Origin of the sequence: Arenibaculum pallidiluteum, from assembly GCF_017355985.1 — a bacterium.
GTDB lineage: Bacteria > Pseudomonadota > Alphaproteobacteria > Azospirillales > Azospirillaceae > Arenibaculum > Arenibaculum pallidiluteum.
Window position 1 is genome coordinate 322310 of record NZ_JAFIQU010000002.1, and the last position, 12825, is coordinate 335134.

Annotated in this window: 11 protein-coding genes; 4 read left to right on the plus strand and 7 right to left on the minus strand. The window is 69.6% G+C overall.

Going from position 1 to position 12825, the window contains the following annotated elements:
- Positions 1 to 25: 25 nt before the first annotated feature.
- Positions 26 to 436 carry a SufE family protein gene (locus tag JUB13_RS05545; RefSeq protein WP_207477792.1) on the minus strand — a complete coding sequence of 137 codons (411 nt, stop codon included), beginning with the start codon at positions 434 to 436 and terminating at the stop codon, positions 26 to 28.
- A gap of 308 nt (positions 437 to 744) precedes the next feature.
- Between JUB13_RS05545 and JUB13_RS05550 the strand changes: the two genes are divergently transcribed.
- Together JUB13_RS05550 and JUB13_RS05555 are read left to right on the plus strand one after the other, a co-directional pair.
- Complete coding sequence (locus tag JUB13_RS05550; RefSeq protein ID WP_207477793.1) at positions 745 to 1125, plus strand: response regulator; 381 nt, start codon at positions 745 to 747, stop codon at positions 1123 to 1125.
- Between the two features lie 184 nt (positions 1126 to 1309).
- Entirely contained in the window at positions 1310 to 2017 is a 708-nt protein-coding gene (locus JUB13_RS05555; RefSeq protein WP_207477794.1) for a Crp/Fnr family transcriptional regulator, read from the plus strand.
- A 19-nt stretch (positions 2018 to 2036) separates the two neighbouring features.
- On the opposite strand, the gene JUB13_RS05560 is transcribed toward JUB13_RS05555, so the two are convergent.
- The 6 genes from JUB13_RS05560 to JUB13_RS05585 all read right to left on the minus strand — a co-directional run bounded on the left by JUB13_RS05560 (position 2037) and on the right by JUB13_RS05585 (position 9444).
- Complete coding sequence (locus JUB13_RS05560) at positions 2037 to 3368, minus strand: erythromycin esterase family protein (RefSeq protein WP_207477795.1); 1332 nt, start codon at positions 3366 to 3368, stop codon at positions 2037 to 2039.
- A gap of 112 nt (positions 3369 to 3480) precedes the next feature.
- Complete coding sequence (locus JUB13_RS05565; protein ID WP_207477796.1) at positions 3481 to 5367, minus strand: ATP-binding protein; 1887 nt, start codon at positions 5365 to 5367, stop codon at positions 3481 to 3483.
- Between the two features lie 8 nt (positions 5368 to 5375).
- The gene (locus JUB13_RS05570) at positions 5376 to 5819 is read right to left on the minus strand and encodes an NUDIX hydrolase (protein ID WP_207477797.1); all 444 of its coding nucleotides are present in this window, start codon (positions 5817 to 5819) and stop codon (positions 5376 to 5378) included.
- Between the two features lie 95 nt (positions 5820 to 5914).
- On the minus strand, positions 5915 to 6640 hold the full coding sequence (phbB, locus tag JUB13_RS05575; RefSeq protein ID WP_207477798.1) for an acetoacetyl-CoA reductase: 726 nt from the start codon (positions 6638 to 6640) through the stop codon (positions 5915 to 5917).
- A 77-nt stretch (positions 6641 to 6717) separates the two neighbouring features.
- Entirely contained in the window at positions 6718 to 7893 is a 1176-nt protein-coding gene (locus JUB13_RS05580; RefSeq protein ID WP_207477799.1) for an acetyl-CoA C-acetyltransferase, read from the minus strand.
- 267 nt (positions 7894 to 8160) lie between these two features.
- Positions 8161 to 9444 carry an alpha/beta fold hydrolase gene (locus JUB13_RS05585; protein ID WP_207477800.1) on the minus strand — a complete coding sequence of 428 codons (1284 nt, stop codon included), beginning with the start codon at positions 9442 to 9444 and terminating at the stop codon, positions 8161 to 8163.
- 376 nt (positions 9445 to 9820) lie between these two features.
- On the opposite strand from JUB13_RS05585, the gene phaR reads away from it, so the two are divergent.
- Positions 9821 to 10444: a polyhydroxyalkanoate synthesis repressor PhaR gene (gene phaR, locus JUB13_RS05590; RefSeq protein ID WP_207477801.1), complete on the plus strand. Its 624-nt coding sequence runs from the start codon at positions 9821 to 9823 to the stop codon at positions 10442 to 10444.
- Positions 10445 to 11274: 830 nt separating this feature from the next.
- Positions 11275 to 12804 (plus strand): ATP-binding response regulator, encoded by a 1530-nt coding sequence (locus tag JUB13_RS05595; protein WP_207477802.1) that lies wholly within the window; start codon positions 11275 to 11277, stop codon positions 12802 to 12804.
- The last annotated feature ends 21 nt before the right edge of the window (positions 12805 to 12825 follow it).

The following is a 12825-nucleotide window of genomic DNA, read 5'->3' on the forward strand; positions in this document are numbered from 1 at the left end:
GCGTCCTGATCGGGCCTTTCGGGGGTCAGGTGTTTCCGGCGGCGGCGGCTGCCGTCTTCCGGATGGTCTCGACCATCGCGTAGAAGCCGTTGCGGCGGTTCGGGCTGATATGGCTGCCGAGGTCCATGCGATCGAGCACTGCGCCGGCGTCTGTGTCCAGGATCTCGCGCGCGGTCTTGCCGTCGTAGAGGACCATCAGCACGGCGATCAGGCCCTTCACGATCGCGCTGTCGCTGTCGGCGCGGAAGTGCAACCGCCCGTCCTCGGCGCCGGGGACGAGCCAGACCTGGCTCATGCATCCCTCGACCTTGTAGGCGTCGGACCGGAGCTCTGCAGGGAGATCGGGAAGCCGGCGGCCAAGGTCGATCAGGTACTTGTAGCGCTCCTCCCAGTCGTCGAAGAGGGAGAAGTTCTCGATCAGCTCGTCCTCGGTCATTCACAGCCTCCGCCCGCGTGGTTATAGCGCCCAGGGCGCCGCTGGCAACCCAAGGCGCACCGGCGCCGTTCGCAGACGCCCGCCAAAAGGACTAGGCCGCCTGCGAGGTGGCCCCCACGGCGGTCGCGATGGTATGTACGGAACCGTACATATCCCGAACGGAGCGGGCGGGTGCGCGATCCGGTTCCGGCCGGCATCATCGCTGCTGCAGCCGGCTTCCCGCTCGCGGTGCCAAGCCAGCCCGCCTGCCGACTCCCCGGACCAGGCGCGCCCGCGACGACCGATACCGCCAACAGCGCACGAGCCCCATGCGGATCCTGATCGCCGAGGACGAGGCGCTGATCGCCCTGGACATCGAGGCCATGGTCACCGCGATGGGGTATCAGGTCTGCGGCGTCGCCGCGCGGGGCGCCGAGGCCGTCCTGCTCGCGCGCGAGACCAGTCCGGACCTCGCGCTGATCGACGTGACCCTTGCCGACGGCAGCTCCGGGTTGGATGCCGCGGCGGCCATCACGGCCGAACTGGCGATCCCCATCGTGCTGGTGACCGCCAATGTCGCGGCGCTGGCGACGGCCGCCATCCCCTTCTGCCCGGCCGGTTTCGTGGCGAAGCCCTATTCGGAGCGAAGCCTGCGCCGCGCCCTCGACCAGGCGCTTGAAATCCAGCCGCAGCCCGTCCCAAACGGCTGATCCGATACCCGTGCCGGTCATCCCGGCGCGCCGTACGGAAGCGGACAGACGCCGGAGCATCCGACGTGCTCCAGCAGGAGGTGCGGACTGCAGGCCGGCAGCCCGCCGGTCCCACGGTTTCGAACCGGCCGCCTCCTCGCGTGTTTCGCAGAGACTGGAACGATCCAATCCCGGAACGAACTTGATGCGCATGACGGCGCGCACGGAATACCGAAACACCCTTCTGGCGACCCTCGACCCCGATGACATCGCCCTGATCGAGCCTCATCTGGAGCCGGTGGACCTGCCACTCAGGAAGCCTCTCTACTTCGCGAACGAGCCGATCCGGACCGTCCATTTCGTCGAGGCCGGGCTCGCCTCCGTGGTCACGCGCTTCGGCGACGGGCAGACCATCGAATGCGCCGTGGTCGGCCGCGAAGGCATGGTCGGAGTGCCGCACCTCCTCGGCTCCGACACGACGAACACGGAATGCATGGTGCAGGTCCCAGGCCGCGGCTGGCGCATGGAGGCCACCGCCCTGCGTGCCGCCATCACGCGCAGCCCGCCATTGCGGGCAAGGCTTCTCCGATACGCCATGGCATTCCTCAGCCAGGTGTCCCAGACCGCGGCGTGCAACGGCGTGCATGCCGTCCGGCAACGCCTCGTCCGCTGGCTGCTGATGACCCACGACCGCGGCGACGGCGACAGGATCCCGCTGACGCAGGAGACGATCTCGACCATGCTCGGCGTGCGCCGCGCCGGCGTCACGGTGGCCGCCGGCGACCTGCAGAAGGCCGGGCTGATCACATACGGCAAGGGTTTCATCACGATCCTGGACCGCCCGGGGCTCGAAGCCGCGGCCTGCGAATGCTACGCCGCGGTCAAGGACCAGTTTCGCCACCTGCAGGCCTGAAACCACGCCCGAAACGGCATCAGAGGCCGAAGGGGAAGGTCTCCTCCGCGCCGGGCTCCTCGGGGCCCGGCAGCGGCGTGACGGCCGAGGTCTCGTCGAAGAACACGTAATGATCGAACTGGCGGGACAGCCGCGCCTCCACGTAATGGCTCCAGCGCTCGGTGCCGGGCCGGTAGACGACGCCGATGAAGCGCTCGATCCGCGGCTTGGCCAGGGCCTCGATCAGTCCGGGATCCTGCTCCGGGGCGCCGGGCCGCAGGTCGAGCCAGAGGCGCGGGATGCCCGCGTCGTGGAACGGCCGCTCGATGCTGTCCGGGCGCGACGGCAGCACCCGCATTACCTCCATGGGCTCGTCCCAGTCGTCCGCGGCCGCAACGGTTCCAGTATGGGTACCGAAGCCCACCAGCACAGCATCCTGCCCGTACCGCTCGCGGCAGAGCTGTCCAAGGTTCAGCTCGCCGCGCTCGGTCATGCCTGTCGCCCGGGCATCGCCGATATGCGAGTTGTGGGCCCAGACCACCGCCTTCGCCCCGGCATGCCAGTCGAGCAGCGCCCCGAGCGTTTCGGCCATGTGGCTGTCGCGAAGGTTCCAGCTCTCGTCGTCTCCATGGAACATCGCCCGGTAGTATCGCTCGGCCGCCGCGACCACCCGGGCATTGCGGGCCGCGTCGAAGAAGGCCGTCCTGCCGGAGGCGCCATAGGCGAGCCGACGCTCCAGGAGTTCGGTCAGCACCTTCAGGACGCCGGCCTCGCAGCGCCCGAAACCCTCCGTCATGGACACGCGCCCATACACCTCGGGATGGCGCTGCCAGGGTTCCAGGCAGGCGTAGCGCCGCCGCGCCTCCCTGGCGGTTTCGGGATCGACCCCGTCGAGATAGGCCAGGACCGCCTCGATGGAGGCATCGAGACTGTAGAGGTCTAGACCGAAGAACCCGGCGCAGCGTGCGGGATCATCGAGCGCTGCGTTGTGCGCGCGCAGCCAGCCGAGCAGCCCGGCCATCTCGCGGTTGCGCCACATCCAGGTCGGAAAGCGGCGGAATGGCGGTCCATCGGCCTGGGAGGGTCGCTCGCCTCCGCGGACGAAGGCGTCGATCTGCGCGGCGTCGGGCCAGTCCGCCTCGACCGCCACGATGGTGAAGCCGTGCCGCTCGACCAGCCGCCGGGTGATCGCGGCGCGCGCCCTGTAGAATTCGGACGTGCCGTGCGAGGCTTCGCCCAGCAGCACGACGCGCGCAGAGCCCAGCACGTCGGAAGGCGCAGCGAATTCCGGATCGTCGAGCTCCGCCAAGGGACGGGCTGCGCGCGCGATCCTCCGTGAAAGGCGTTCGGCGTCCGCTTCCGTGCCGGTCATGACCGCTTCCTCCTCCGCGACGCCGTGGCGCTGGGGCCCGACTGAACAACAGCCGCGCGGACGGTTCGGCAGGCGTGTTCGGAAACGGACCGGCCGCCGCGCGCGAACGCCGTCAGGCGCGCGCCGCGTCGAGGGCCGCGCGCATCCGGCGGGCGAGATCGTCGAAGTCCACCGGCTTGGCGACAATGGCCCGGATGTTGCTCGGCAGATCGCCCTGCGGCGGGGAGAAGCCCGTACAGATCACAACCGGCATCTCGGGACGCAGCGCGGCCAGGCGGGCTGCGAGTTCCACCCCCGTCAGCCCGGGCATGCGCTGGTCGGTCAGCACCAGATCGAAGGCCGAGGGATCCTCCGCAACCGCATCGAGCGCCTCGTCGGCGTCCACGCAGCTCGCAACCTCGTAGCCAAGGCGCTCCAGGGCAAGCGACAGCATGGCGCCGACCCTTTCCTCGTCGTCGACCACCAGCACGCTCTCGCGTCCGCGCGCGCCGGGCGCGGCTGCGGAGGCCGCGGCCGAGACCGGCTCGTCCCCCGCGGGCAGGACCAGGTCGAAGCGGGCACCCCGCCCGGGCGCCGTCTCGACGAGGATCGCGCCGCCCAGCGAGGCGACGATGCCGTGAACCGCCGCGAGGCCGAGGCCCGTCCCCTCGCCGGCGCGCCTGGTCGTGAAGAAGGGCTCGAACAGGCGGTCGAGCACGGCACGCTCCATGCCCGGGCCGTCATCGGCCACGGAGAGCAGCAGATGGGGCCCCTCGGCGGACAGGCGGCCCGACCAGAGCCGCAGCATCCCGTCGGCGCCCTCCTCGATCAGCCGCCGGGCGGCCGGATGCGGCATGGCGCGCAGGCGGACGAGCCTCGGATCGGCATCGTCCAGCCGCTCCAGCATCACCGTGACGCGCCCGCCCTGCTGGCCCAGCACGTCGGCGGCGTTGAGGCAAAGGTTCACCAGGATCTGGTTGACCTGGCTGGAATTCGCGGCAACGGTCGCGTCGTCCGCACCGACCCGCAGCTCCAGCACGATGCTCTTGTGGAGCGTCGCGCGGAGCAGGGGCTCGGCCCGGGCAAGCAGCGCGCCCAGATCGACGCTTCGCCGCCCGGTCTCGTGCCGGGCGCTGAAGACCAGGATCTGCTCGACGAGGTCGCGGGCCTTCTCGCCGCTCGCGAGGATCTGGCGGGAGAAGCGGTTCTGATCGGTGCCGCCGGGCAGATCCTCCGCCAGGAAGGTGGCGTAGCCCATCATGGCTGCGAGGATGTTGTTGAAGTCGTGGGCGAAGCCGCCGGCCACGCGCCCGATCGCCTCCAGCTTCTGCGCCTGCAGCATCTGCTCGCGCAGCCGCGCCTGCGCGGTGATGTCCAGCAACACGCAGACATGCCCGCCGTCGGCGAGCCGCCGGATCCGGGCCTCGGCCAGGAACCCTGCCCCGTCGGGGCGGCACCCCGGCAGCGCCCCGGTCCAGAGGCCCGTACGCGACAGCGCGCCGTCGATCTCCGAGCGCGGCACGGCGGCGAAGGGTTCAGTCCAGGCCCGCCCCGCCAGAGCCGCCGGGCTCGGGGCACCATAGAGGGCCGCCACGGCCGGGTTCGCATAGGTGAACCGCCCCTGCTCGTCCAGCAGGCCGATGCCGTCGGGAGCGGCGTCCAGGGCAGCGAGCTTCTGGCCCAGCGCATCGAGCGCACGGCACCGCTCGTCGCCATCGCGATGCATCCGCTCGATGGTGGGGATCCACTGCACGATGCCCACGCAGACAAGGGCGCAGCCCAGCGTGTTCAGGGCCGTGTTCAGGAACTGCAGCAATTCGTCGGGCCGTGCGCCCACCCGCAGGACCTCGCCCGCGAGGTCGAAGCCTGCCGACAGGACGACGAGCACGGCGCCCGTCATGATCAGGCCCCAGCCCGGACGCACGAACGCCGCGCGGCTGCGGATCCTGGACACCAACCAGGCCAGCAGCGCGACCAGCAGGACCAGCCGCAGGGCCTCGACCAGGATCCCGTAGTCCATGGCTCCCTTCAGTCCACCGCAAGCGCCAGGCGGATGATGCGCCGGGTCTCGTCCCATGCCACCAGCGCGTCGATCTCGTCGGGAGCGGCCCAGCACACCTCCAAGGCGTCGTCGCCCGCCCGCGCCTCGCCTTCGGGGCTTTCCGCCACGATCTCGACCAGCGTGTAGTGATACTCGACGCGCAGGGACGTATCGCGCGTGATCGCGTCCACCGCCGTCAGGATGCGCGGGTTCTCGATCCTCAGCCCGGTCTCCTCGAGCACCTCGCGCGCCGCGGCCTCGGCCAGGGTCTCGCCCAGGCGCTGCGCCCCGCCGGGGATGCCCCATTCCCCCATACGCGGCGGCCGTCCGCGGCGCACCAGCAGCACGCGGCCGCCCCGGCGCACGCAGACGCCCACGCCCACCCAGGGCCGGTCGGGATAGATGCGGCGCGGCTCGGCTGATGCGGTCAAGCGGGGCTCCGGACATGCGAAGGGCGCCTTCCGCTGGAAGGCGCCCCGAGCATAGACCGCTTCTGCGGCGGTCAGCACATCAATACATGTGTCGGTCAGTACATATGCTGGCCGCCGTTGATCGACAGGGTCGATCCCGTGATGAAGCCGGCATCGTCCCCGACCAGGAACAGCACGCCGCGGGCGATCTCCTCGGCCTTGCCGAGACGGCCGACCGGGATCCGCGCCACGATCTTCTCCAGGACCTGGGCGGGCACGGCGCGGACCATGTCGGTGTCGATGTAGCCCGGTGCGATCGCGTTCACGGTGATGCCTTTTCCGGCGCCTTCCTGGGCGAGGGCCTTGGTGAAGCCGTGGATGCCGGACTTGGCCGCCGCGTAGTTCACCTGCCCGTACTGGCCGGCCTGCCCGTTGATCGAGCCGATGTTGACGATCCGGCCGAAGCCGCGCTCGCGCATGCCGTCGATCACCACGCGGCACATGTTGAAGCAGGAGCCGAGATTCGTCTGGATCACGGCGTTCCACTGCTCGAAGGTCATGCGGTGCATCACGCCGTCGCGCGTGATGCCGGCATTGTTGACCAGCACCTCGACCGGGCCGCCGAGGGCCTGCTCGATCTCGGCCACCCCCTTCCTGCAGGCCTCGAAGTCCGCCACGTCGAACTTGAAGGCGGCGATGCCGGTGCGCTCGGTGAAGGCTCGCGCGGCCTCGTCGTTGCCGCCGTAATTGGCGGCGACCTTGTAGCCGGCGTTCTTCAACCCGAGGCAGATCGCCTCTCCGATCCCGCGCGTTCCGCCAGTGACGACTGCGACACGTGCCATGGTGCTTCCTCCCCTTCTTTGGTTTGGTAGAGACCGCGAAGGTCACCGGGGCGGCATCGCCGCCCCGGTGACCGGGATCAGGCGCGCTCGACGCACATGGCGATGCCCATGCCGCCGCCGATGCAGAGCGTCGCCAGGCCCTTGCGGGCGTCGCGCTTCTGCATCTCGTAAAGGAGCGTCGTCAGAACCCGGGCGCCCGAGGCGCCGATCGGATGTCCGAGCGCGATCGCCCCGCCGTTCACGTTCACCTTGCCGGTGTCCCAGCCGAGATCTTTGTTCACCGCGCAGGCCTGGGCGGCGAAGGCTTCGTTGGCCTCGATCAGGTCCAGGTCGTCGATGGTCCAGCCGGCCTTCTTCAGGGCCATGCGCGATGCCGGGATCGGACCCGAGCCCATGATCGCCGGATCGACGCCGGCCGTGGCCCAGGAGACGATGCGGGCCAGGGGCTGGGCGCCGCGCCGCTGCGCGGTCTCGGCCGACATGAGCACGAGGGCGGCTGCCCCGTCGTTGATGCCGGAGGCGTTCCCCGCGGTTACCGTCCCCTCCTTGTTGAAGGCGGGCCGCAGCTTGCCCAGGGTCTCCAGCGTCGTGTCGGGCTTCGGATACTCGTCGTCGGAGACCGTCACCTCGCCCTTGCGGGTCTTCACGGTGACCGGCGCGATCTCGTCCTTGAAGCGGCCGGATCGCACGGCCTCGCTGGCCTTCATCTGCGAGGCCAGGGCGAACTTGTCCTGGTCCTCGCGGGTGATCTGCCATTTCTGCGCGACGTTCTCGGCCGTCTGGCCCATGTGATAGCCCTGGAAGGCATCCCAGAGCCCGTCCTTGAGCATGGTGTCCAGCATCTCGGCCGGGCCCATCTTCACGCCGCCGCGGAGATAGACCGCATGGGGCGCCTGGCTCATGCTCTCCTGGCCGCCGGCGATCACGATGTCCGCATCGCCGTTACGGATCGCCTGGAAGCCCAGGGCAACCGTCCGCAGGCCAGAGCCGCAGAGCTGGTTGATTCCGTAGGCGGTCTTCTCGACCGGGATCCCCGCGTTCACAGCCGCCTGGCGCGCCGGGTTCTGCCCCTGCCCGGCCATCAGGACCTGGCCGAGCACGACCTCGTCGACTTCGCCCGGATCGACGCCGGCGCGCTTCAGCGCCTCGCGGATCGCGACCTCGCCAAGGTAATGGGCGGAAACGCTGCTGAGCGCACCGTTGAACGAACCGATGGGGGTGCGGGCGGCGCTTGCGATGACGACGTCGGTCATGGCTTCACTCCTCTGTGCGGCCGATCATTCCGATCGCGCCTGTTTTCCGAAGGCAGCCTAGCCCTCACCCTGTTGCGCCGCAACGGCCGGGCAACCCAGGCGACGCGGAGCTTGCTCCAGGCATTCGCCCCCACAAGACATTCGCCGCGCCGTCCTTCATTGACGGAAATCAAATGCTCCCGCGACCTGTCCTGATGGGTCGTGTCCCCTGGTCCGCGCTGTCGGCAACATCCGGATCCCGCGCGGGATCAGCGCCCCTTCTGCCCCTCAACCGGGGATGCCCTTTCCCGTTCCGCGCAATGCGGTCTGCCGCGACGCACCGATTCCGCCGAGCCAGGCCAGGATCGGCTCCCAGGCCAGCGTCCCTGCCGAGGCGCTGGCCATCATCCCGATGTGACCCAGCGGCGGCGCCAGCAGCTCGGCTCCGGGGATCGCCTCGGCCAGAGCGCGGGCTGATGCCGGCGGGACGATCCGGTCACGCGCCGGCACCAGCGCGAGCACGGGCAGGCGCAGCGCCTCGGGCCGCACCGGGCGGCCGCCAACGCGCCATTCGCCGCGCGCCGGCTCGTTCCGGCCGTACCAGCCGCCTAGGCACTCCCGCGCGACCGGAGCCGCCAGCGGCACGCCGTCGTTCAGCCAGTCCTCGAGGGCCACGAAGGCGTGCGCTTCGTCCCCGTCGGGATCGAGCGCCGCGAAGCGCACGAACTTGCGGAGCGCGAGCGCTGGGTCGAGCATGGCGAACAGGGTCTGCAGGACATCGGTCGGCATCTCGTCCAGCGCCGCCAGCAGCGGTTCGGCGAGCGGCAGCGCCGCCGCAGCGCGGCGCGCGGCGCCCGCATCCTCCGCATGGAAGTCCCATGGCGTCGCCATCAGGAGCAGCCCCGCGATCTGTTCGGGATGCAGGCCGGCCAGCGCCGTGGCGAGAAGGCCGCCCATGCAGTACCCGGCCACGACGACCGGCCCGCCCGCCGCCGCCACCGCGGCCTGAAGCGCACGGGCGAGGCATCCCGACACGTAATCGTCCAGCGTGAACCGCCGCTCCCGGGGGCCGGGCCGGCCCCAGTCCAGAAGCAGCGGCCGGACGCCGCGCGCGGCAAGCCACCGGGCGAAGCTGCGCCCGGGCGCGAGGTCCAGGATGTAGCCGCGATTGATCAGCGACGGAACCAGCAGCAGCGGCAGGCCGCCATCGCCTCCCGCCCCCAGGGATCCGAAATCGAGAAGGCGTGCGTCGCCCTCGGCCCAGATGGCGGGCACGGGCGGCATCGCCCGCCTGTAAACGTGGCCCCGGTAGCGGGCGACGCCCGTCAGGAAGCGATCGAGGCGGCGACGGGCCTCACGGTCCACCGCGCTTGCCAGCCCCGCCGGGTCGGCGGTCGCCAGCAGAGGCCGCAGCTGCTCGGCCCGCTCCGCGAGCTCGGGCCTCCAGGGCAGCGAGCCGCTCCTCGACAGCGCCAAGGCGGGCTTCGATCCCGGCCAGACTGCCAGGGCCGCTGCCAGATGAAGGCTCAGCGGCCGCGGTCCCAACCGCGGTGCCGGATCGGGCGGGGTCATGGGCGCCACCTCCAGGTTGCAGGCTCGCACCGCCCGGGCCGGCGAACGCGGCCGTGCCGCTCGCTGCCGCGGAGAAGGCCGCGACCTGAGAGCGCATCAGGCGCGCAAGGCCGTCCGTGAGCTCGGGGTCCGCGGCCATGGCGGCCCACTGCTCCTGCCAGAGGTCCAGGTAGCGGCGCGCCAGCGCCTCCAGGGACGGCGGATCGGTATCGGCATCGTCGGCCATGGCGGCACTATAGAGCGCGGCCGGCGGGGCTGCCAGTGGCGCACCTGCCGGTTGATCCCGTCAACCTGATGCAAAGCAGCATGACGCTTGCGCGCGACCTGCGATGTCGCGTAATTGTTTGTTTGCCCAAAAAAAGATGTGCGGATCGCCATGACCAAAGCCGCCCCCACCGCGGAAAAAGAAGATCCGAGGACCGCCCCGATCACGATCAAGAAGTACGCGAATCGGCGCCTCTACAACACGGCGACGAGCAGCTACGTGACGCTGGACCATCTTTGCCAGATGGTGAAGGACGGGAAGGACTTCGTCGTCTATGACGCCAAGACCGGGGAGGATATCACCCGCTCGGTTCTGACCCAGATCATCGTAGAAGAGGAAAGCAAAGGGCAGAACCTCTTGCCCATCAGCTTCCTGCGCCAGCTCATCGGGTTCTACGGCGACAACATGCAATGGGTGGTTCCGCGCTACCTCGAGTACAGCATGCAGGCACTGGCCCGTAACCAGGAGCAGATGCGCGACTATTTCCAGAATACGCTTGGCGGCATGTTCCCGTTCGGCACCTTCGAGGAAATGGGGAAGCAGAACCTCGCCATGTTCGAGCGCGCGATGCGCATGTTTTCGCCCTTCGGGCCGGGCGAAGCCGGCAAGGGTGAGGAGGGCGAGGCCGGGCGCGGCAAACCCGACAGCGAGAAGGCGCTGGAAGAGATGCAGCAGCGGCTGGCCGAGATGCAGCGCCAGCTCGCGAGCCTCGGCAGCCGCAAGTCCGGCGAGTAGCGCGCGCCGCAGCCTAACCCCATGGAAAGGGGCAGGCTCCTTGTATCCGGGTTCATGAACGCGCCGCCGCTCCTGCAAGGGATCTACCCAGCGGGGCCGGCGGCGCTCGCTTTTTGCCTCCGGGCCGATGGGCGGCCGTCAGCCTAGACTGGTGGTCCCTTCCGAACCGGAGACCATACGGCTTTGATTGGCCCTCAACTCCTGCTCCCCCCGCCCGACGCAGCCCGGAGCCGCGCGCTCGTCCGGAGCGTTGCGGCGCCGGTGCCGGAGGCATTCCGGGGGCATGCCCGTCCGGCGGCCCCGGTCCTGGCACAGCCTCGGCGCGGAGGCAGGGATGAGGACGGCCATACCCCATCGCCGCCGCCCGGCGGACAGCCCTCACCCGCGGCCACGCCGAAACCCGAATCCAGCCGGGCCGGCCAGTTCATGGCTCCGCTGATGGCTCAGGTCATCGCGCAGGAACGGATCGGGGCAGGACTCCATATCGAGCTATGGAAGGATGGTCTCGCCGCCTATGAGCGGGCAGCCGCACAGATGCCCTGACACCGGGCAAGTGGCATATTTCTAAAATTATTCGATTTTCCCATATTTTATTTTGCGCAGCGCAGCAGAAGACAGCACAGCTCCAGCATGCGTAAAATTCAGCATACTTTGCGCACGGTAACTATTGATGGTGGTAACTCAGAAAGTTGCGAAACCTTAGTTGCCCACCCTCTCGGATTTCCATATAATGCAGAAAATCTCGACATCGAGGAGAGTTGAGCGTGCGGGGAATACCTCCGGTGGGGACCCTATTCCGGTCTGATGGCGAAGTTTCCGCCATCGAGACGATGGCCGGACTGGGCTGCTGGGAGGTCGACTACGCGCACAACTCCGTCATCTGGTCCGCCGGCGCCTACCGCCTCCACGGCGTGACGCCATTGAGCTACCGGCCGAGCATCGGCGGCTACGGGATCTTCATACCGGCCGAGGATCGTTCCGCCTTCCGCGATCTCGTGGACCGTATCGAGTGTGGCGTCGCGAAGGGGGATGCCGTCTACAGGATCACGACGCCCCAGGGCGAGGTTCGCTGGCTGAAGGTCACCTGGACGACCGAACGGCAGGACGACGGCGATCTCCGGCGTGCCCTCGGCACGTTCCAGGACGTCACGGCCTTCAAGCGCGTCGAGCATGACCTGGAACTGGCGCGCAGCCTCGCGCAGGAGGGATCGGCGGACAAGGTCCGCTTCCTTGCCGCCGCGAGCCACGATCTCCGCCAGCCCGTCCAGTCCATCGAGCTTCTGACGGCCGTCCTTCAGCGCCGGGTGAGCGGGAGCGAGCTGTCGCCGGTCGTCGACATGCTTCGCAAGGTCACGGCGGATCTCAGCGGCATGCTGACCTCCCTGCTCGACATCACCCGCCATCAGGCGGGTGCCGTCCAGGCCGTGCTGGAGCCTGTGCCCCTGGCGCCGCTGCTCGAGGGGATCGTGGCATCCTCGCGCCCGGTGGCCGAGACGAAGAACCTGCGGCTCCGCTATCGCGCCCCGGAGATGACCGTGCTGGCCGACAGCGGGCTGCTGCAGCAGATCGTCCGGAACCTGCTTGCCAATGCTGTGAAGTACACGGACCGCGGCGGCATCCTGGTCGGCGCGCGACGCCGTGGCCGCTATGCCGAGATCCTGGTCAGCGACACCGGTGCCGGAATTCCGGCGGACAAGCTCGACGTGATCTTCGAGGAGTTCCAGCGCCTCGACGGTCCCCTGACGGATTCGGTGCCCGGAGTCGGGCTCGGACTTGCGATCGTCCGCAAGGCGGCAGCGCTGATGGGAACGCGGATCCGGGTCAGCAGCCGCCCCGGACGCGGCTCGACCTTCTCGCTGCTGGTGGAGATCCAGCCGCCGCCCGCGTCCCTCGCCGCGGTCCCGGGCGCGGGCGGGCACGAATTCGCCTTTCCCGGGGTCGAGGTCTGCGTCGCCATGGCCGACGACGAAGCCCGCTCGGCCGTAACCTCCAGTCTGAGATCCTGGGGCGCGAGACCGCTAGAAGCCCGCGACATCGGATCCCTGATGGTGACGGTGTCGACACGCCCCGCACCGCCACAGCTGATCGTCTGCGATCGGCAGCTCGCCCTCGGCGAGGACGGGATCGAGGCGATTCGGGTGCTCCGGCGCTACCATGGTTCGGTGATCCCCGCCGTGCTGATGACGGGACAGGACAGCGTGCCTTCCCCTCGGGAGAGGCCCGAGGCGGTGGTCGTGCTGCGCATGCCGGCCGGCCCACGCGACCTGGGCGCCGCCATCGAGCAGGTCCTGGCCGGCGGCCCCGCCCTTCCCGGCAAGCGCGGCATGAACAAGCGCCGGCGTTCCGCGCTCGCCTCGTAGGGCGATTCGAGGCTCGCCTCG

Bases quoted from the DNA above. Each gene is read 5' to 3' on its own strand.
- JUB13_RS05580 (WP_207477799.1), bottom strand. From the start codon at position 7,893: ATGACCGACGTCGTCATCGCAAGCGCCGCCCGCACCCCCATCGGTTCG.
- JUB13_RS05565 (WP_207477796.1), bottom strand. From the start codon at position 5,367: ATGGACTACGGGATCCTGGTCGAGGCCCTGCGGCTGGTCCTGCTGGTC.
- JUB13_RS05555 (WP_207477794.1), top strand. From the start codon at position 1,310: ATGCGCATGACGGCGCGCACGGAATACCGAAACACCCTTCTGGCGACC.
- phbB (WP_207477798.1), bottom strand. From the start codon at position 6,640: ATGGCACGTGTCGCAGTCGTCACTGGCGGAACGCGCGGGATCGGAGAG.
- JUB13_RS05545 (WP_207477792.1), bottom strand. From the start codon at position 436: ATGACCGAGGACGAGCTGATCGAGAACTTCTCCCTCTTCGACGACTGG.
- JUB13_RS05595 (WP_207477802.1), top strand. From the start codon at position 11,275: ATGGCCGGACTGGGCTGCTGGGAGGTCGACTACGCGCACAACTCCGTC.
- JUB13_RS05560 (WP_207477795.1), bottom strand. From the start codon at position 3,368: ATGACCGGCACGGAAGCGGACGCCGAACGCCTTTCACGGAGGATCGCG.
- JUB13_RS05550 (WP_207477793.1), top strand. From the start codon at position 745: ATGCGGATCCTGATCGCCGAGGACGAGGCGCTGATCGCCCTGGACATC.
- JUB13_RS05585 (WP_207477800.1), bottom strand. From the start codon at position 9,444: ATGACCCCGCCCGATCCGGCACCGCGGTTGGGACCGCGGCCGCTGAGC.
- phaR (WP_207477801.1), top strand. From the start codon at position 9,821: ATGACCAAAGCCGCCCCCACCGCGGAAAAAGAAGATCCGAGGACCGCC.